The sequence below is a fragment of the Pseudomonas sp. HLMP genome (genome assembly GCF_046365545.1).
In the GTDB taxonomy this organism is placed as follows: domain Bacteria; phylum Pseudomonadota; class Gammaproteobacteria; order Pseudomonadales; family Pseudomonadaceae; genus Aquipseudomonas; species Aquipseudomonas guariconensis_B.
The window spans coordinates 1,452,430-1,469,514 of sequence record NZ_JBDLLR010000001.1; the positions used below are offsets into that span (position 1 = coordinate 1,452,430).

The 17,085-nt window shown below is 64.7% G+C and carries 18 protein-coding genes; 8 read left to right on the plus strand and 10 right to left on the minus strand.

All coding sequences use genetic code 11. The features are described from left to right. Positions 1-47: 47 nt before the first annotated feature. Entirely contained in the window at positions 48-1,937 is a 1,890-nt protein-coding gene (estP, locus tag ABFA30_RS06845; RefSeq protein ID WP_410045264.1) for an esterase EstP, read from the minus strand. Positions 1,938-2,311: 374 nt separating this feature from the next. Between estP and ABFA30_RS06850 the strand changes: the two genes are divergently transcribed. From ABFA30_RS06850 to ABFA30_RS06865, 4 genes are read left to right on the plus strand one after another with little or no spacing between them, the layout of a single operon-like run. Next, positions 2,312-2,905, plus strand: a complete 594-nt coding sequence (locus ABFA30_RS06850; RefSeq protein WP_225786418.1) for an aminodeoxychorismate/anthranilate synthase component II — start codon at positions 2,312-2,314, stop codon at positions 2,903-2,905. A gap of 9 nt (positions 2,906-2,914) precedes the next feature. Beyond that, complete coding sequence (trpD, locus tag ABFA30_RS06855) at positions 2,915-3,964, plus strand: anthranilate phosphoribosyltransferase (protein ID WP_225786417.1); 1,050 nt, start codon at positions 2,915-2,917, stop codon at positions 3,962-3,964. Beyond that, the gene (gene trpC / locus ABFA30_RS06860; RefSeq protein ID WP_225786416.1) at positions 3,961-4,797 is read left to right on the plus strand and encodes an indole-3-glycerol phosphate synthase TrpC; all 837 of its coding nucleotides are present in this window, start codon (positions 3,961-3,963) and stop codon (positions 4,795-4,797) included. The genes trpD and trpC overlap by 4 nt, the downstream gene beginning before the upstream one ends. Before the next feature lie 55 nt (positions 4,798-4,852). Further along, positions 4,853-5,557, plus strand: a complete 705-nt coding sequence (locus ABFA30_RS06865) for a biotin/lipoate A/B protein ligase family protein (RefSeq protein WP_225786415.1) — start codon at positions 4,853-4,855, stop codon at positions 5,555-5,557. Here the strand turns inward: ABFA30_RS06865 and crp are convergent. Further along, a complete protein-coding gene (crp, locus tag ABFA30_RS06870) occupies positions 5,554-6,198 on the minus strand; it encodes a cAMP-activated global transcriptional regulator CRP (RefSeq protein ID WP_225786414.1) in 645 nt (214 codons plus the stop codon). The genes ABFA30_RS06865 and crp overlap by 4 nt on opposite strands. A 189-nt stretch (positions 6,199-6,387) precedes the next feature. Here crp and ABFA30_RS06875 point away from each other — a divergent pair, with 189 nt between their 5' ends. Next, on the plus strand, positions 6,388-6,810 hold the full coding sequence (locus ABFA30_RS06875; RefSeq protein WP_225786413.1) for an OsmC family protein: 423 nt from the start codon (positions 6,388-6,390) through the stop codon (positions 6,808-6,810). A gap of 40 nt (positions 6,811-6,850) precedes the next feature. On the opposite strand, the gene ABFA30_RS06880 is transcribed toward ABFA30_RS06875, so the two are convergent. From ABFA30_RS06880 to hemJ, 6 genes are all read right to left on the minus strand, one after another. After that, a complete protein-coding gene (locus ABFA30_RS06880; RefSeq protein WP_253080171.1) occupies positions 6,851-7,891 on the minus strand; it encodes a DUF2157 domain-containing protein in 1,041 nt (346 codons plus the stop codon). 10 nt (positions 7,892-7,901) lie between these two features. Continuing rightward, positions 7,902-8,549: a 2-polyprenyl-3-methyl-6-methoxy-1,4-benzoquinone monooxygenase gene (gene coq7 / locus ABFA30_RS06885; protein ID WP_225786411.1), complete on the minus strand. Its 648-nt coding sequence runs from the start codon at positions 8,547-8,549 to the stop codon at positions 7,902-7,904. 65 nt (positions 8,550-8,614) lie between these two features. Then, positions 8,615-8,953: a histidine triad nucleotide-binding protein gene (locus ABFA30_RS06890; protein ID WP_045180357.1), complete on the minus strand. Its 339-nt coding sequence runs from the start codon at positions 8,951-8,953 to the stop codon at positions 8,615-8,617. A gap of 64 nt (positions 8,954-9,017) precedes the next feature. Beyond that, a complete protein-coding gene (locus ABFA30_RS06895) occupies positions 9,018-9,800 on the minus strand; it encodes an SDR family NAD(P)-dependent oxidoreductase (RefSeq protein WP_253080170.1) in 783 nt (260 codons plus the stop codon). 68 nt (positions 9,801-9,868) lie between these two features. After that, complete coding sequence (locus ABFA30_RS06900) at positions 9,869-10,825, minus strand: NAD(P)H-dependent flavin oxidoreductase (protein ID WP_410045265.1); 957 nt, start codon at positions 10,823-10,825, stop codon at positions 9,869-9,871. Between the two features lie 30 nt (positions 10,826-10,855). After that, positions 10,856-11,281 (minus strand): protoporphyrinogen oxidase HemJ, encoded by a 426-nt coding sequence (gene hemJ / locus ABFA30_RS06905; RefSeq protein ID WP_410045266.1) that lies wholly within the window; start codon positions 11,279-11,281, stop codon positions 10,856-10,858. 142 nt (positions 11,282-11,423) lie between these two features. Here hemJ and argC point away from each other — a divergent pair, with 142 nt between their 5' ends. Beyond that, entirely contained in the window at positions 11,424-12,458 is a 1,035-nt protein-coding gene (gene argC / locus ABFA30_RS06910) for an N-acetyl-gamma-glutamyl-phosphate reductase (RefSeq protein WP_225786407.1), read from the plus strand. 138 nt (positions 12,459-12,596) lie between these two features. Further along, entirely contained in the window at positions 12,597-12,947 is a 351-nt protein-coding gene (gene erpA, locus ABFA30_RS06915) for an iron-sulfur cluster insertion protein ErpA (protein ID WP_225786406.1), read from the plus strand. A 60-nt stretch (positions 12,948-13,007) separates the two neighbouring features. Here erpA and ABFA30_RS06920 read toward each other — a convergent pair whose 3' ends face one another. Together ABFA30_RS06920 and ABFA30_RS06925 are read right to left on the minus strand one after the other, a co-directional pair. Continuing rightward, complete coding sequence (locus ABFA30_RS06920; RefSeq protein WP_410045267.1) at positions 13,008-14,099, minus strand: anhydro-N-acetylmuramic acid kinase; 1,092 nt, start codon at positions 14,097-14,099, stop codon at positions 13,008-13,010. Positions 14,100-14,103: 4 nt separating this feature from the next. Further along, positions 14,104-15,510, minus strand: a complete 1,407-nt coding sequence (locus tag ABFA30_RS06925) for a peptidoglycan DD-metalloendopeptidase family protein (protein ID WP_410045268.1) — start codon at positions 15,508-15,510, stop codon at positions 14,104-14,106. Positions 15,511-15,724: 214 nt separating this feature from the next. Between ABFA30_RS06925 and tyrS the strand changes: the two genes are divergently transcribed. Then, positions 15,725-16,924 carry a tyrosine--tRNA ligase gene (gene tyrS / locus ABFA30_RS06930; RefSeq protein WP_253080165.1) on the plus strand — a complete coding sequence of 400 codons (1,200 nt, stop codon included), beginning with the start codon at positions 15,725-15,727 and terminating at the stop codon, positions 16,922-16,924. Positions 16,925-17,085 lie beyond the last annotated feature (161 nt).

A 17,085-nucleotide genomic window follows, 5' to 3' on the forward strand; every position in this document is an offset into this window, starting at 1 on the left:
GGCGCCGTTTTTGTATCGGTTGGGGACGCAAAGCGACCCCAGGGGCTTCAAAAGTCCAGGCTCAGGGCCAGGCTCACTCCCTGCTGGGTCAGCTCATCGCTCTTGCGCCAGTTGTAGTTGCCACGCAGGTGCAGCCCCGGCGTCAGTTCATGGGTAAGCCCCAGGCTGGCACGGGTCAGGTTGCTGTGAGGGGTATAGCCGGTGAGTGTGAAATCATTGGCTGGCAGGGTGGCCAGACGCATCGTCAGGTCCTGGCGATCATCCTCGAACTCATGCTCGCGGGCGACCTCGGCGAACAGCCGGGTGTCCGGGGCGAATAGGTAGCTGCCCTGCAGCCCCACTCCCAGGCGTCGCGAGGTACGGTCCTGATCGTCGAAGCCCAGCGCAGTGGAGCGCCCGCTCTTCTCGTCATAGCCATCCACCTTGACCCGGGCATAGTCGGCGCTGACGAACGGTGACAACTGCCAGTCGCTGCCCTCTGTCGCTAGGTTGTAACCCAGGCGACCCGACAGTGCCCAGGTTTCGCCGTCCGTGTCGCCTTTCTCGTTGCGCTCGTCCACGCCCAGGGCGAAGGTGCGCTCGAGGTCGTGGTAATCCAGGTGCCCCGCGGTCAAGGCGGCGTCCGCCCACCAGCGCTGCTGGCGGAACTGGGCGAACAGCGTGGCCAGGTAACTGTCGAGCTTGTAGTCCGAGTCCTGTTCGCCGGCCTCTAGTTTCTGCCGATAGACGCCTGCGGCCAGGCCGATGCGCCAGGCCTCGTCGAGCCGGTAGCTGCCGCCGAGGGTCAGGTTGTAGCCGCGCCCGTCGCCACTGGCGGCGCTGCGCTGGTCGTCGAAGTCCAGGTCCTGGGCGCCAGTGGCGAGAATGGCCTGCCAGTGGCCGACGGCTTGCCAGGGTGTCTGCCACTGGTTGCGCAGTTCGTCCTGGTGGGCGCGCAGGCTGGCGTGGGCCATTTCTGGAAGCAAGGTCAGCTCCCAGGGAGCGGCGATGATCGAGTAGGCGTAGTCGGCGATCAGCCGCTGGCCGGCGATGGTCGGGTGCACCGAGTCGTTGAACAGCAGCCGGCTCGGGTCCGGTGTGGGGCCATTGATGCCGTAAACCGGGTTCTCCACGCAACTGCCGCCGCTGTAGCAGGTGCCGACCAGGTCCTGGTCGGCCGCAAGGCCGAACTGCGCCGGGCTGGCGAGGGCCTCCTGGAGCAGGACGGGGATGTTCAGCGGGATGATCTCGGCGTCGACGCGGTCCAGTTGTTCCACCAAGGACTGGTTGAATACGCCGGACAACTGGGAGAGCGGGCCTTGCTGCGGTGTACCGCTGAAGTTCGGCGTCTGGCCCAGGTCGGGCAGTAGCCAGACCATGATGTAGCGGGCGCCGCCCTGCTGCAGCGCCTGGGCGCTGGCCGCCAGGCGCGCGCCAGCGGCTGCGGCATCGGCGGGGCTGTTGACCAGGCCCTGGAGGAAATCGTTGCCACCACCGGTCAGGTAGTAGAGCGCGTTCGGGTCGGCGCCCAGGCCGCTGGCCAGGTAGCCGGGGCGCTCGCGCAGTACGGCGCCGGCCCCAGGGTTGCCCGGCGGAATGACCGTCCGCGAGGTATCGGTGATCGAATCGAGGATCTGCTGGGTGGTGTAGCCGCCGACCGCCCAGTTGTTGCCGTCGGGGCGGACAGCCAGCGAGGTGGACGGGTTGAGGTCGGCCGGTGCCACGCCCAGGCGGCCGCCGAGCAGCATCGGCGAGACGGGCGCATAGTTGCCGTCGGTGTCACGGTTGGTGAAGCGCATGGCGGCGGTGCCACCGGCCAGGTCGGGGAACTGGCCGGCATCGCTGAGGCTGTCACCGAAGACGATGAGCGTCGAGTAGGGCGAGGGCGCCGCCATGGCCTGGCTGCAGGCCAGGGCCAGCAGGCCGAGCAGGGAACGCAGGAAGGGCGGTTTGCGCATGTCTGAATATCCTTTTCGTTGTTTTTATGAGGACAAGCCGACTGACCTTAGCAAATCGCAGGTCATGCTTTCCAAGTCCATTCGTTTCCCGGTATTTACGGGCATATTGCACCTGCCGCCCCGGTAGGCTACTGTGCCGTGACGTATGAACGAGACCTACCCCGTGTTGATCGTCAGCAGACTCCTGATGCGCGTTATCAAGGCCCACGCCCGTTGGCGTTGGCGCGCCTGACTTTATCTCCTGCCGGCTTGCCCGGCCCGTCCCCGTTTGCCTTCCATTCGCTGCACCTGCCGCCCCTTGCGGGATCGTCCGCACCCGTGGCTGGCATGGGAAGGTTCGAATCCAAAGTCAGTATTCAAGAGGTTCGCTCCAGATGTTACTGATGATCGACAACTACGACTCCTTCACCTACAACGTCGTTCAATACCTCGGCGAGCTGGGTGCCGAGGTCAAGGTCATTCGCAACGACGAAATGACCATCGCCCAGATCGAAGCCCTCGAGCCGGAGCGCATCGTCGTCTCCCCGGGCCCTTGCACGCCGAGCGAGGCGGGCGTGTCCATCGAAGCCATCCTGCACTTTGCCGGCAAGTTGCCGATCCTGGGCGTGTGCCTGGGCCACCAGTCCATCGGCCAGGCCTTCGGCGGTGACGTGGTGCGGGCCCGCCAGGTGATGCATGGCAAGACCAGCCCGGTGCATCACCGCGACCTGGGCGTGTTCGCCGGCCTCAACAACCCGCTCACCGTGACCCGCTACCATTCCCTGGTGGTCAAGCGCGAAACCCTGCCGGATTGCCTGGAGGTCACCGCCTGGACCGCGCATGACGATGGTTCGGTCGACGAGATCATGGGCCTGCGCCACAAGGCCCTGAACATCGAAGGAGTGCAGTTCCACCCCGAGTCGATCCTCACCGAGCAAGGGCATGAGTTGTTCGCCAATTTCCTCAAGCAGACCGGCGGCCGCCGCTAAGGAACGAACATGGATATCAAGAGCGCGTTGAGCCGTATCGTCGGCCATCTGGACCTGTCCACCGAGGAAATGCGCGGCGTCATGCGCCAGATCATGACCGGCCAGTGCACGGAGGCGCAGATCGGTGCCTTCCTGATGGGCATGCGCATGAAGAGCGAGAGCATCGACGAGATCGTCGGCGCCGTGTCGGTGATGCGCGAGCTGGCCGACAAGGTCGAGCTGCAGAGCCTGGATGGTGTCGTCGACATCGTCGGCACCGGTGGTGATGGCGCCAACATCTTCAACGTGTCCACCGCCTCGGCCTTCGTTCTCGCCGCGGCCGGTTGCACCGTGGCCAAGCATGGCAACCGGGCGGTGTCCGGCAAGAGCGGCAGCGCCGACCTGCTGGAGGCCGCCGGCATCTACCTGAACCTGACTCCGGTGCAGGTCGCTCGCTGCATCGACAGCCTGGGGATCGGTTTCATGTTCGCCCAGACCCACCACAGCGCCATGAAGCACGCCGCCGGGCCTCGCCGCGAGCTGGGGCTGCGCACCCTGTTCAACATGCTCGGCCCGCTTACGAATCCGGCCGGTGTGAAACACCAGGTGGTCGGGGTCTTCACCCAGGCCCTGTGCCGCCCACTGGCTCAGGTGCTGCAGCGTCTGGGCAGCAAGCATGTGTTGGTGGTGCACTCGAAGGATGGCCTGGACGAGTTCAGCCTGGCCGCGCCGACCTTCGTCGCCGAGCTGAAGAATGACCAGATCAGCGAGTACTGGGTCGAGCCGGAAGACCTCGGCATGAAGAGCCAGAGCCTGCATGGTCTGGCGGTCGAGGGCCCGCAGGCCTCGCTGGAGCTGATCCGCGATGCCCTGGGCCGGCGCAAGACCGAGAACGGCCAGAAGGCTGCCGAGATGATCGTGCTCAACGCCGGTGCCGCGCTGTATGCCGCCGATCACGCGATGAGCCTCAAAGCAGGGGTGGAGCTGGCCCATGACGTGCTGCACACCGGCCTTGCCTGGGAGAAGTTGCAGGAGCTGGGTGCCTTCACCGCGGTATTCAAGCAGGAGAACGAAGCATGAGCGTACCGACGGTGCTGGAGAAAATCCTCGCCCGCAAGGTCGAGGAAGTGGCCGAGCGCAGTGCCCGGGTCAGCCTGGCCGAGCTGGAGCGCCTGGCCAAGGCAGCCGATGCCCCGCGTGGCTTTGCCAATGCGTTGATCGAGCAGGCCGGGCGCAAGCAGCCGGCGGTGATCGCCGAAATCAAGAAGGCCTCGCCGAGCAAGGGGGTGATCCGCGAACACTTCGTGCCGGCGGAGATCGCCGCCAGCTACGAGAAGGGTGGGGCGACCTGCCTGTCGGTACTGACCGATGTGGACTACTTCCAGGGCGGCGATGCCTACCTGCAGCAGGCCCGCGCGGCCTGTGCGCTGCCGGTGATCCGCAAGGACTTCCTGATCGACCCTTACCAGGTCGTCGAGGCCCGTGCCCTGGGCGCCGACTGCGTATTGCTGATCGTCGCCGCGCTGGATGACGTGCGCATGGCCGAGCTGGCTGCCACCGCCAAGGACGTCGGGCTCGACGTGCTGGTGGAGGTGCACGACGGCGATGAACTGGAGCGTGCCCTGCAGACCCTCGACACCCCGCTGGTCGGCGTCAACAACCGCAACCTGCACACCTTCGAGGTCAGCCTGGAAACCACTCTCGACCTGCTGCCGCGCATCCCGCGCGATCGTCTGGCCATCACCGAGAGCGGCATCCTCAACCGTGCCGACGTGGAACTGATGGAAATCAACGAGGTGTATTCCTTCCTGGTCGGCGAGGCGTTCATGCGCGCCGAGCAGCCGGGGCTGGAGCTGCAGCGTCTGTTCTTCCCCGAGCGGCCCGTGCACAACGTGGTCCAGCAACTGGACTGAGCGACCCTGAAGCCGGCACATGCCGGCTTCTTTGCATGGACAAGGTGGAAAACTGATGAGCGATCAACCTCTGGCCCTTACCGTCGAACAGGGCCTGCACGCCGAACAGGAGCTGCTGGCCGCAGTCTGCCGTGGCGAGCGCGAAGCTGGTGTGCTGTTCTGGCGCCCGACCGACCGGGCCCTGGTGATGCCGCGGCGCATGAGCCGCCTGGAGAACTTCGAGGCTGCCTGCACGGAACTGGCGATCAGTGGCTGGCCGGTGTTGTTGCGCGAGACCGGCGGGGAGCCGGTGCCGCAGTCGCATGCCACGGTGAACGTGGCACTGGTCTATGTGGCGCCGCGTAGCGAAGGGGACCAGGGGCGCATCGAGAATGCCTACGAGCGCCTGTGCCTGCCCTTGTGCGATGTGCTGCGCGAATGGGGCGGTGTGGCATCGGTCGGCGAGATCGATGGCGCTTTCTGCGATGGCCGGTACAACGTCAATCTCGATGGCCGCAAACTGGTCGGCACGGCCCAGCGCTGGCGCCAGGGGCTGGGCGGCAAACGCCCGGTGGTGCTGGTGCATGGCGCGCTGTTGCTGGACAACGAGCGTGAGTCGATGGTCGCGGCGGTCAACCGCTTCAACGAATGTTGTGAGCTGGAGCAACGCTGCCGGGCCGATGCCCATGTCGCCCTGCATGAGGTCGTGCCCGAGGCGCCCTGGTTCGAGCGCCTGAGCCAGGCTTACGACGAGGTGATCGCGGCGCTTCCCCGGGACTAGCGGGTGCCGTAGACCACCATGGTCTTGCCCTTGACCTGGACCAGGCTGCGTTCCTCGAGGTCCTTGAGCACACGACCGACCATTTCCCGTGAGCACCCGACGATACGGCCGATCTCCTGGCGGGTGATCTTGATCTGCATACCGTCCGGGTGGGTCATCGCGTCGGGCTGCTTGCACAGGTCCAGCAGGCAGCGGGCCACGCGGCCGGTGACGTCGAAGAAGGCGAGGTCGCCGACCTTGCGGGTGGTGTTGCGCAGACGCTGGGCCATCTGGCTGCCGAGCGCATAGAGGATTTCCGGATCCTGGCGAGCCAGTTCGCGGAACTTGTCGTAGCCGATCTCGGCCACTTCGCATTCGGTCTTGGCGCGGACCCAGGCACTACGTTGCTGTTCCTGGCCGCTAGGTTCGAACAGGCCCAACTCGCCGAAAAAATCGCCGCTGTTGAGGTAGGCGATGATCATCTCATGACCGTCGTCGTCCTCGATCAGGATGGTCACCGAGCCTTTGACGATGAACGACAGCGTGTCTGCCCGGTCGCCCGCACAGATGATATTGCTCTTGGCGGCATAGCGGCGGCGCTGGCAGTGGGTGAGCAGCTTGTCGATGTTCTTGATCTTGGCGGGTAGGGCTGAGGCAACCATCACGAAATCCTGTTCGATATGACGCATAGGCTTTTTATAGGGGTTTGGCGGAAAGTGCCAGTCATTTGGCGCCAGCTTATCAGACACTGCCTCTGGTATTGGTATGAAAGCGACTCGTCTTGAGCTTTTCCGACAGCTCCACAAGGTCTAAGCTGACGGCCTTTTCCGAACATTAGGGAGTCCAGATACATGAAGGCACGCATCCAGTGGGCCGGTGAAGCGATGTTCCTCGGCGAATCGGGGAGCGGCCACGTCGTGGTGATGGATGGCCCGCCCGAGGCTGGCGGTCGCAACCTGGGCGTGCGCCCGATGGAGATGCTCCTGCTCGGCCTGGGCGGTTGCAGCAGCTTCGATGTCGTGAGCATCCTGAAGAAGTCGCGCCAGGCCGTGGAAAGCTGCGAGGCCTTCCTGGAGGCCGAGCGCGCCGACGAGGATCCCAAGGTGTTCACCAAGATCCACTTGAAGTTCGTGGTCAAGGGGCGTGGCCTGAAGGAGGCCCAGGTCAAGCGTGCGGTGGAGCTGTCGGCGGAGAAGTACTGCTCGGCCTCGATCATGCTCGATCGCGCCGGTGTCGAGATTACCCACGGCTACGAGATCGTCGAGCTGGGCTGAGGCAGGGTATTCGACTTGATAGGGCCGCTTGCCCGGCCCATCAATCGCGCAGCGCTGGCAGTGCTTGTTGCAACCAACTCGGCAGACGGGCGCGCAGCGACTGGCTGAGCTGCTCGCGGCGCTTCTGGTAAAGCAGCCCCAGGCCGATCACGCCAAGGCCGATCAAGGTCAGCACCAGCGGGAACAGCAGCGAGTCGGCGAACACCTCGTAGGAGAGGTAGCCGAGGTAAGCCGCCACGCCCATGGCGCCGAACACCATGAACACCGGCCGGCGCAGTAGCACCGCCAGCCCCATCAAGCCAAGGTTGACCAGGCAGTAGAGGGCCTTGCCCAGCTCGCTGTCGCTGTTCATCAGCGTCAGGCCTCCCCAGAATGCCGCCAGCCCGGCCAGGTAGCCCCAGAAGGCATAGTCCCTACGGGTGCGGCCATCCACTACGACGAACACCAGCAGCAGGGCCAGGCCGAACCATAGCGATACCGTGCGCCGCTGCTCCCAACTAAATGGCGAGCCAAAGAACCATTCGCTCAGGTCCATGGACATGAACCACAGGGCCACGGCGATCGGCATCACGATGAACGGGAAGGGCACCAGACGCAGCATCAGCAGCCCGGCGAGCACCGTGGCCGCTTCCATCAGCAACCAGCCACCTTGGACGTAGGTGTAGTACTGGTGGTAGTCGGCTTGGGTGTCGTCCAGCGGCCACCAGCCCAACATGCGCTCGATGGCGAACACTGCCAGTGGCACGATGCTTACCGCGACCGCAGCCAGCACCCCGGCAGCGATGGGTTGCTGGCGCCGCTGCAATGCCATGGCGAAGCCTGTCAGCAGGACGATATACAACAGTGCAATGGCCAGCAGGGCCGAGTCGCCGATGCGCATCCAGGCTTCGGTAAGCAGCCAGCCCATGGCGCCCATGATCAGCAGCGCGCCGAAATAGAAGGCCACATGGGCCAATTGAAAGGTGCCACGGTTTTCCGGCTGCTGGCGCAAGAACGCCAGCAGCGCCTGCTCCTGGCCCGGCTGGAGAATGCCGGCGTCCACGGCACGCGCCAGGTCCTTGGCGTCGAAACGTTCCGTCATGGCCGTGCCCCTAGATGCGATAGGTGCTCTTGGTCATCACCTTGGCCATCAGGCTCATGCCCAGGCGCACCGGTGCGGGGAAGCGGTAGCCGCCGGCCTCGAGGGCGGATTCGGCGTGCTGCTCCTCGTCCACGCGCATCTGCTCGAGGATGGCGCGGGATTTCTCGTCTTGCGGGGGGATCTGCTCCAGGTGTTCGTCCAGGTGCTTGCAGACCTGGTGCTCGGTGGCCGCGACGAAGCCCAGGCTGACCTTGTCGCTGACCAGGCCGGCGAGGGCGCCGATGCCGAACGACATACCGTAGAACAGCGGGTTGAGCACGCTCGGGTGGCTGCCCAGCTGGCGGATGCGCTGCTCGCACCAGGCCAGGTGGTCGACCTCTTCCTCGGCGGCATGCTCCATGGCCTTGCGTACCTGCGGCAGTTTGGCGGTCAACGCCTGGCCCTGGTAGAGCGCCTGGGCACATACCTCGCCGGTATGGTTGATGCGCATCAGGCCGGCGATATGGCGGGTCTGGGCTTCGTCCAGCTCGGCGTCCGGTTGCACGATGGCCGGGGAGGGACGAGAAGGTTGGCCGCTGAAGGGCAGCAAGGTGCGCATGGCGGTATCGGCCTGCAGCAACAAGCGGTCGAGCGGCGAGTAGTGACGTTCGGTAGCCATCGGGCACCTCCGCTAGAGTGTGCCCGACAGTTTACCGCAATCGGCGGGGAGGGGGTTGCCCTGGATCAGCCCGGCGGCCAGTGCATCTGGCGTTGGCCGAGCACATGCATGTGGATGTGGTAGACGGTCTGGCCGCCCAGCTCGTTGCAGTTCATGACCACCCGGAAGCCTTCCTCGCAACCTAGCTCCTTGGCCAGGCGCTGGGCAGTGAACAGGATGTGGCCGGCCAGGCCCTTGTCCTCTTCGGTCAGGTCGTTGAGGGTGCGGATGGGCTTTTTCGGGATGACCAGAAAATGCACAGGCGCCTGGGGGGCGATATCGTGGAAGGCCAGAACCTGGTCGTCCTCGTAGATGATCTTCGCCGGGATCTCCCGGTTGATGATCTTGGTGAAGAGAGTCTCCACAGCACTTGCTCCATGGTGAGGGTCCGGGCCGAGTGTAACCAGCGCGGCGCCGCTCGCCCAGTGGCTATTCGGCGCCGAGCGGGCAGTAGCGACGATGGATCATCCCGGCCAGCTTGCGCGTCAGCCAGTGCGGCAGCAGGCGTGGCAGGAAGGCCAGCCAGCGGTTGCGCCGTCCGGGTACGATCAGGGCACGGTTCTTGTCCAGGGCGCGCACGGCATGCAGCGCCACCTCTTCCGGGCTCAGGCAGCGGCTGGAGCCTTCCAGCCTGGGGATGCGTCGCCGTGGCGAACGCACAGGGCCAGGGCACAGCACCGACACCTTGATCCCGGTGCGCCCGAGCTCTTCGCGCAGGGCTTGGGAGAAACTCACCACGTAGGCCTTGCTCGCCGCATAGCTGGCCATCCAGGGGCCGGGGGCGAAGCTGGCGAGGGATGCGACATTGAGGATCTGACCGCCGCCCTGCACGGCCATCAGGTTGCCGATGGCGTGGCACAGGCGGGTCAGGGCGAGAATGTTGACCTCCAGCAGGTCCTGCTCATCCGCCCATTCGTGGGCCAGGAACGGCCCGTAGGCGCGCTGGCCGGCGCAGTTGACCAACAGGTCGATGCGCCGTTCGCCTTCTTCCAGTTCGAGCACGAAGCCGGACAAGCGCAAAGGCTGGCTCAGGTCGCAGGCGCGGAACAGCACCTCGACACCGAAACGCTGGGTCAGCTCGATGGCCACCGGCTCGAGGGTCTCGCGATGGCGTGCCACCAGGATCAGGTTGCGCCCGCGCCGCGCCAGGGCTTCCGCCAGGGCCAGGCCCAGGCCGCTGGAAGCACCGGTGATCATGGCGTAACGGGTCATGCAAGGCTCCTGGAGCGGCGGATGGGGCGCCTAGTGTACAGCGTGGCCCGGCAAGGTGTTGCCTTTTGCTACAGGGCCCGGTCGTGCAGTCGATGGCTGTGTGCCAGGGCCGCGCGGTATTCGCCCCGCAGGCGTTCGATCAGTGCGCCAGCGCTGGGCAGGTCGTGGATATCGCCGACCCCCTGGCCAGCGGACCAGACCGTTTTCCAGGCTTTCGCTTCATCATCCAGCGGTTTGAGACGGGCCTGCTCATGGCTGGCCTTCAGCGCGTCCATGTCGTAGCCGGCCTGCTCCAGGCTCTGGCGCAGGAAGCTGGCGGGCACGCCGGACACGGCAGGGGTATGGATGATGTCGGCAGCGCGGGCCTCCAACAGCATCTGCTTGTAGGCATCCTGGGCCTGGCTCTCGGTGGTGGCGATGAAACGGGTGCCCATGTACGCCAGGTCGGCTCCCAGCAGTTGGGCGGCGAGGACCTGGTGGCCATGGTTGATGCAGCCCGCCAGCAGCAGCGTCTTGTCGAAGAACTGGCGGATCTCGGCCACCAGGGCGAGCGGGCTCCAGGTCCCGGCGTGCCCCCCGGCGCCTGCTGCCACGGCGATCAGGCCGTCTACCCCGGCCTCGGCGGCTTTCTCCGCATGGCGGCGGGTCGTGACGTCATGGAATACCAGGCCGCCATAGCCATGCACCGCATCCACCACCTCCTTCACGGCGCCCAGGCTGGTGATGACGATGGGCACGCGGTGTTCGACGCACAGGGCCAGGTCGGCCTGCAGGCGCGGGTTGCTGGGGTGGACGATCAGGTTGACCGCGTAGGGTGCCGCTGTCGGCAAGCTGGCGAGGCCGTCCTCGATCTCTTCCAGCCACGCTTTGAAACCGCTGCTGTCGCGCTGGTTCAAGGCAGGAAAGCTGCCCACCACGCCACTGCCGCAGCAGGCCAGTACCAGCCGGGGATTGGAAATCAGGAACATCGGTGCGGCGACCACCGGCAGGCGCAGGCGTTGTTCGAGCGAGGCGGGCAAGGGCATGGCGGGGCTCCTGTCAGGGGATGGTTGGGCTCAGAACGGTTTGACCACCACGAGAATCACGATGCCCAGCAGCAACAGTACCGGCACTTCGTTGAACCAGCGGTAGTACACATGGCTGCGGGTGTTGTTGCCGGCGGCGAAGCGCTTGCGCTGGGCGCCGCACATGTGATGGTAGACGGTCAGCAGGACGACCAGGGTGAGCTTGGCATGCAGCCAGCCCTGACTGAGCCAGCCCGGGGTGAGGTAGAGCATCCAGATGCCGAAGACATAGGTGGCGATCATCGCGGGGTTCATGATGCCGCGAAAGAGCTTGCGCTCCATCGTGACGAAGCGCTCCTGGCTGATGTTGTCCTGGCTTTGCGCGTGGTAGACGAACAGCCGGGGCAGGTAGAACAGTCCGGCGAACCAGCAGACCACGCTGACGATGTGCAGCGCCTTGATCCATAGATAGAGCATGGAGGGAGTTCCTTCAGGTTTTCACGGTCGTCAGATAGTAGAGGCCAAGCGCCCGAAGGGTCACCCCAAGAGTTGTTACAGGCGGCTCGCACCCCTATTATCGTGCGTTTTCCAGTCGGCTCGTTGATAAGGGGCAAGCGTTATGATCAAGGTCGGTATCGTCGGCGGCACGGGTTACACCGGCGTCGAACTGTTGCGTCTGCTGGCACAGCATCCACAGGCCGAGGTGGCGGTCATCACGTCGCGCTCCGAGGCCGGTGTGGCGGTAGCCGACATGTACCCGAACCTGCGTGGCCACTATGACGGCCTGGCCTTCAGCGTGCCGGACAGCAAGGCCCTGGGCGCCTGCGACGTGGTGTTCTTCGCCACGCCCCACGGTGTTGCCCACGCCTTGGCCGGCGAGCTGCTGGCGGCCGGGACCAAGGTCATCGACCTGTCCGCCGACTTCCGCCTGCAGGACGCCGTGGAGTGGGGCAAGTGGTACGGCCAGCCCCACGGTGCGCCGGAGCTGCTCAAGGATGCGGTATACGGCCTGCCCGAGGTCAATCGCGAGAAGATCCGCCAGGCCCGTCTGATCGCCGTGCCTGGCTGCTATCCGACGGCCGCCCAGCTGGGCTTCCTGCCGCTGCTCGAAGCCGGCCTGGCTGACCCGTCACGCCTGATCGCCGACTGCAAGTCGGGTGTCAGCGGCGCCGGCCGGGGTGCTTCGGTGGGCTCGCTGTTCTGCGAGGCGGGCGAGAGCATGAAGGCCTACGCGGTCAAGGGCCACCGCCACCTGCCGGAAATCAGCCAGGGCCTGCGCCAAGCCGCGGGCAAGGACGTCGGCCTGACCTTCGTGCCGCACCTGACCCCGATGATCCGTGGCATTCACGCCACGCTCTATGCGACCGTCGCCGACACCTCGGTCGACCTGCAGGCCCTGTTCGAGAAGCGCTACGCGGACGAGCCGTTCGTCGACGTGATGCCGGCCGGTAGCCACCCAGAGACCCGTAGCGTGCGTGGCGCCAATGTCTGCCGCATCGCCGTGCATCGTCCCCAGGGCAGTGACCTGGTGGTGGTGTTGTCGGTGATCGACAACCTGGTCAAGGGCGCTTCCGGCCAGGCGGTGCAGAACCTGAACATCCTGTTCGGCCTGGACGAACGCATGGGCCTGTCGCACGCCGGCCTGCTGCCCTGACAGCAGCTGCAAGCTGCAAGTGAGTGTTCCGCGTTCAGCTTGAAGCTTGCGGCTTACGTATTGTTGACCGATTTTCTCGGAGAAGCGGATAATGCGCGTCATCGAGTTTTATGGCGGCACTGCGCCGGGAGAATCAACATGAGCGTCGAAACCTTCACCCCCACCGCTTTGGAATTCACCCAAGGGGCTGCGCAAAAGGTGAAGACCCTGGTCACCGAAGAGGGCAATGATCGTCTGAAGTTGCGCGTGTTCGTGACGGGCGGTGGTTGCTCCGGTTTCCAGTACGGCTTCACCTTCGATGAGGAAGTGGCCGAGGACGACACCGTGGTCGAGCGCGAAGGCGTGTCCCTGGTGGTCGATCCGATGAGCTTCCAGTACCTGGCAGGCGCCGAAGTGGACTACCAGGAAGGCCTGGAAGGTTCGCGCTTCGTGATCAAGAACCCCAACGCCGCCACCACCTGCGGCTGTGGTTCCTCGTTCTCGATCTGAGCCTTGCCGTTGGCATGAAAACGCCGCGCGATTGCGCGGCGTTTTGCTTTGTGGGGTGGGTCAGGCCGGATAGATGGCGCCGAGTATGCGCAGGCCCTGGGCGCCGGTGACACTGGGGCGGTTGCCGGGGATTCGCTCGAGGCAGCAATGGGCCAGCCAGGCGAAGGCCATGGCCTCGACCCAGTCGGGATCGACCCCATGGGCGGCGGTGCTGTCGACCTTGGCGGCCGGCAGCAGCTCGGCCAGGCGGCGCATCAACGCGCCATTGCGAGCCCCGCCACCGCAGACCAGCAGTGCTTCGGTGTTCGCCTGGGCGCCGCTCAGCGAGTCGACGATGCTGCGTGCAGTGAGCTCCAGCAGGGTGGCCTGGACATCTTCGTCCCGACAAGGCGGCAGTGCCGACAGGTGGGCATCCAGCCACGGCAGGTTGAAGACTTCGCGGCCGGTGCTCTTGGGGCCGGTGCCGGCAAAGAACGGGTCCGCCAGCAGGCTGGCTAGCAGGCCAGGGTTCGACGTGCCGCTGGCCGCCCAGGCGCCATCGGCGTCATAGGCCTGGCCACGCTTGCGTTCGATCCAGGCATCGAGCAGCACATTGCCCGGCCCGCAGTCGAAGCCGCGGACCGGTTTGTCATGCTCGATCAGGCTGAGGTTGCTGAAACCGCCCACGTTGAGTATCGCCACGCGCTGGCCCAGATGAGCGAACAGCGCCTCATGGTAGGCAGGCACCAGCGGCGCGCCCTGGCCACCGGCGGCAACGTCGCGGCGGCGGAAGTCGCCGACCACGCAGATCCCGGTGAGCTCGGCCAGCAGGGCGGGGTTGCCGATCTGCACGGTGAAGCCGCGTGCCGGTTCATGACGGATGGTCTGCCCATGGCTGCCGATCGCACGGATGGCATCGGCCTGCAGGCCCTGGCTGAGCAAGAGATGGCGCACGCCTTCGGCTGCCAGCCTGGCCCAGCGGTTTTCTGCCAGTGCGGCGCGGGCGATCTCGTCGGGGCCGCTGGCGCAAAGGGCTAGCAGGTCCTGGCGCAGGTCCGAGGGCATGGGGGTGTAGTGGGTGGCGAGCAGTTGGTGCTGCTCGCCCTGTTCGATCAGGGCGATGTCCAGGCCGTCGAGGCTGGTACCGGACATCACTCCCAGGTAGAGCGCCATGGGCTCAGCGCTTGTTCGCGGCGAGCAGGGTGGCCTTTTCCTGGTCCATGCGGGCGATCAGGGGCTGGCTCTGCTGCAGGAAGCGCTGGCGCTCGGACTTGGCGATCGGGTCGGCCATGGGCACTTTCTGGCTCAGAGGATCGACGTGCACGCCATTGACCTGGAACTCATAGTGCAGGTGCGGCCCGGTGGACAGGCCGGTGGTGCCGATGTAGCCGATGACCTGGCCTTGCTTGACCGAACTGCCGGTCCTGATGCCCTTGGCGAAGCCCTGCATGTGGCCGTAGAGGGTCTTGTAGGTATTGCCATGGGCGATGATCACGGTGTTGCCGTAGCCGCCGCGGCGCCCCGCCAGGAGCACTTTGCCGTCGCCGGCGGCCTTGATCGGCGTGCCTCGCGGTGCGGCGTAGTCGACGCCTTTGTGGGCGCGGATCTTGTTCAGGATCGGGTGCTTGCGCCCATTGGAGAAGCGCGAGCTGATGCGGGCGAAGTCCACCGGGGTGCGGATGAAGGCCTTGCGCAGGCTCTTGCCGTCGGCGGTGTAGTAGCTGGTGTTGCCCTGCTTGTTGGTGTAGCGCACGGCGGTGTAGGTCTTGCCGCGGTTGGTGAAGCGGGCGGACAGGATGTTGCCGGTGCCGATCACCTTGCCGTCCATGATCTTCTGCTCGTAGACCACGTCGAATTCGTCGCCCTGGCGGATGTCCTGGGCGAAGTCGATGTCGTAGCCGAGGATGCGTGCCATGTCCATGGTCATGCTGTGGGACAGGCCTGCGCGTTGCGCGGAAGCCGACAGGGAACTCTTGATGACCCCATGGGTGTAGGCGGTGCGTACCACTGGTTTGCTGACTTCGCGAGCGAAGCTGTAGCCCTTGGCGGTGCGGGTCAGGCGAATGCTTTCGAGGCTGCTGACCTTGCTGTGCAGGCTGGCCAACTGGCCGTCCTTGTCGAACTCGAACTGCAGCACCTGACCATGCTTGAGCTGGCTGAACTGCTTGGCCTGCTTGCTGCTGGCCAGTACGTCATGGACCACGTTGGCGGGCAGGCCGACCTTGGCGAACAGGGTGGACAGGGTATCGCCACGGGCGACCGTGACTTCACGGTGGCCGGGGTCCTTCTCCTCGACCGCAGGGGCCTGCTCGGCGGTCTGCTCGGCCGGTGGTTCGGCGGTGTCGATCTGGGCGAAGGGCGAATCCTGGCTGCCCTCGGCCTGTACCAGTGGGGCTGCCTTGGACGCGTCCTGCAGCTGCTCGGCCGGGCTTTCCAGCTCCAGGCTCAGCGTGGTTTTCTTGGCTTCGACCTCGCTGGAGGGGAATACCAGCAAGGCCAGGCTGAGGAGGGCGGCGATGCCGCTGGCGGCCAACAAATGGCTTTTCGGATAAAGCGGGGGCGCTTTAGGCGTTTCGTTGGTCATAGGTGAAGTGACTTTGAAAAAGGTGAAAAGGAAAAGATGAATGACATGATGAAGATGAAATAACTGTATAAAATATAACCAAATCCATTTTCACGCAAGGGCGCGTAGACGCCGCGACACGCCGTTCGGGTCACATTCCTTTGCAAAACTTGTATTTGATGGCCGATCTTGTATGGTTGGCTCCCCTTGAATCTGAGCCTTGCGGGTCTGTCATATGAAGTCGGTTGAAGAGCAGCTGGCGCTTATCAAGCGCGGTGCGGAAGAGGTGTTGGTCGAGTCGGAACTGGCGGAGAAGCTCAAACGCGGCCAGCCTCTGCGTATCAAGGCGGGCTTCGATCCGACCGCTCCAGACTTGCACCTGGGCCACACGGTGCTGATCAACAAGCTGCGCCAGTTCCAGGACCTTGGCCATCAGGTCATCTTCCTGATCGGTGACTTCACCGGCATGATCGGTGACCCGAGCGGCAAGAGCGCCACCCGCCCACCGCTGACCCGCGAGCAGGTCCTGGAGAATGCCGAGACCTACAAGCAGCAGGTGTTCAAGATCCTCGACCCGGCCAAGACCGAGGTCGCGTTCAATTCCACCTGGATGGACAAGCTGACGCCGGCCGACTTCATTCGCCTGGCTTCGCAGTACACGGTTGCCCGCATGCTCGAGCGCGACGACTTCGACAAGCGCTACAGCAGCAATCAGCCCATCGCGATCCACGAGTTCCTCTACCCGCTGGTGCAAGGCTATGACTCGGTCGCGCTCAAGGCCGACGTCGAGCTGGGTGGCACCGACCAGAAGTTCAACCTGCTGATGGGACGAGAGCTGCAGCGGGCTTATGGCCAGGAAGCGCAGAACATCGTGACCATGCCGCTGCTCGAGGGGCTCGACGGCGTGAAGAAGATGTCCAAGTCGCTGGGTAACTATGTGGGTATCCAGGAGGCGCCTGGGGTGATGTACAGCAAGCTGGTGTCGATCCCGGACACGCTGATGTGGCGTTACTTCGAGCTGCTGAGCTTCCGTTCGATGGAAGAGATCGACCAGTTCCGCGCCGATGTCGAGAACGGCGCCAACCCGCGCGATATCAAGATCAAGCTGGCGGAGGAGATCGTCGCCCGCTTCCATGGTGAAGAGGCGGCGGCCAGCGCTCATCGTGCGGCAGGCAACCGTATGAAGGATGGCGAACTGCCTGAGGATCTGCCGCAGGTCGAGGTGGCGGCGGCCGAAGACATGCCGATCGCTGCGGTCCTGAACAAGGCAGGGCTGGTGAAGAACTCGGCTGCTGCTCGTGACCTGCTTAATGCAGGGAGTGTGAAGGTCGATGGCGCTGTGGTCGATCGTGGCTTCGTCTTTGCCCTGGGGGCGACCCATGTGTGCCAGGCGGGCAAGAAGGCTTTTGCGCGCATTACCTTGAAGGCAGAGTAAGGGTAGCTTTATCTCTGAAGACGGGGAGGCCAGTAGGCCTCCCCGTTTTGTCTGTGCTGTGCTCTTTATTTAAAGATTTATGAAAATAACGGTTGACGGGGTTTCGAATCCCCTTATAATGCGCCCCACTTCCGACGTAGTCGAAACGAAAAACTCCTTGA

What these genes read in the sequence shown, in the direction of transcription:
- ABFA30_RS06880 (WP_253080171.1), bottom strand. Translation starts at nt 7,891, where the DNA reads ATGACGGAACGTTTCGACGCCAAGGACCTGGCGCGTGCCGTGGACGCC.
- ABFA30_RS06895 (WP_253080170.1), bottom strand. Translation starts at nt 9,800, where the DNA reads ATGACCCGTTACGCCATGATCACCGGTGCTTCCAGCGGCCTGGGCCTG.
- argC (WP_225786407.1), top strand. Translation starts at nt 11,424, where the DNA reads ATGATCAAGGTCGGTATCGTCGGCGGCACGGGTTACACCGGCGTCGAA.
- ABFA30_RS06875 (WP_225786413.1), top strand. Translation starts at nt 6,388, where the DNA reads ATGAAGGCACGCATCCAGTGGGCCGGTGAAGCGATGTTCCTCGGCGAA.
- ABFA30_RS06900 (WP_410045265.1), bottom strand. Translation starts at nt 10,825, where the DNA reads ATGCCCTTGCCCGCCTCGCTCGAACAACGCCTGCGCCTGCCGGTGGTC.
- ABFA30_RS06850 (WP_225786418.1), top strand. Translation starts at nt 2,312, where the DNA reads ATGTTACTGATGATCGACAACTACGACTCCTTCACCTACAACGTCGTT.
- hemJ (WP_410045266.1), bottom strand. Translation starts at nt 11,281, where the DNA reads ATGCTCTATCTATGGATCAAGGCGCTGCACATCGTCAGCGTGGTCTGC.
- ABFA30_RS06865 (WP_225786415.1), top strand. Translation starts at nt 4,853, where the DNA reads ATGAGCGATCAACCTCTGGCCCTTACCGTCGAACAGGGCCTGCACGCC.
- erpA (WP_225786406.1), top strand. Translation starts at nt 12,597, where the DNA reads ATGAGCGTCGAAACCTTCACCCCCACCGCTTTGGAATTCACCCAAGGG.
- tyrS (WP_253080165.1), top strand. Translation starts at nt 15,725, where the DNA reads ATGAAGTCGGTTGAAGAGCAGCTGGCGCTTATCAAGCGCGGTGCGGAA.
- trpC (WP_225786416.1), top strand. Translation starts at nt 3,961, where the DNA reads ATGAGCGTACCGACGGTGCTGGAGAAAATCCTCGCCCGCAAGGTCGAG.
- crp (WP_225786414.1), bottom strand. Translation starts at nt 6,198, where the DNA reads ATGGTTGCCTCAGCCCTACCCGCCAAGATCAAGAACATCGACAAGCTG.
- estP (WP_410045264.1), bottom strand. Translation starts at nt 1,937, where the DNA reads ATGCGCAAACCGCCCTTCCTGCGTTCCCTGCTCGGCCTGCTGGCCCTG.
- coq7 (WP_225786411.1), bottom strand. Translation starts at nt 8,549, where the DNA reads ATGGCTACCGAACGTCACTACTCGCCGCTCGACCGCTTGTTGCTGCAG.
- trpD (WP_225786417.1), top strand. Translation starts at nt 2,915, where the DNA reads ATGGATATCAAGAGCGCGTTGAGCCGTATCGTCGGCCATCTGGACCTG.
- ABFA30_RS06925 (WP_410045268.1), bottom strand. Translation starts at nt 15,510, where the DNA reads ATGACCAACGAAACGCCTAAAGCGCCCCCGCTTTATCCGAAAAGCCAT.
- ABFA30_RS06920 (WP_410045267.1), bottom strand. Translation starts at nt 14,099, where the DNA reads ATGGCGCTCTACCTGGGAGTGATGTCCGGTACCAGCCTCGACGGCCTG.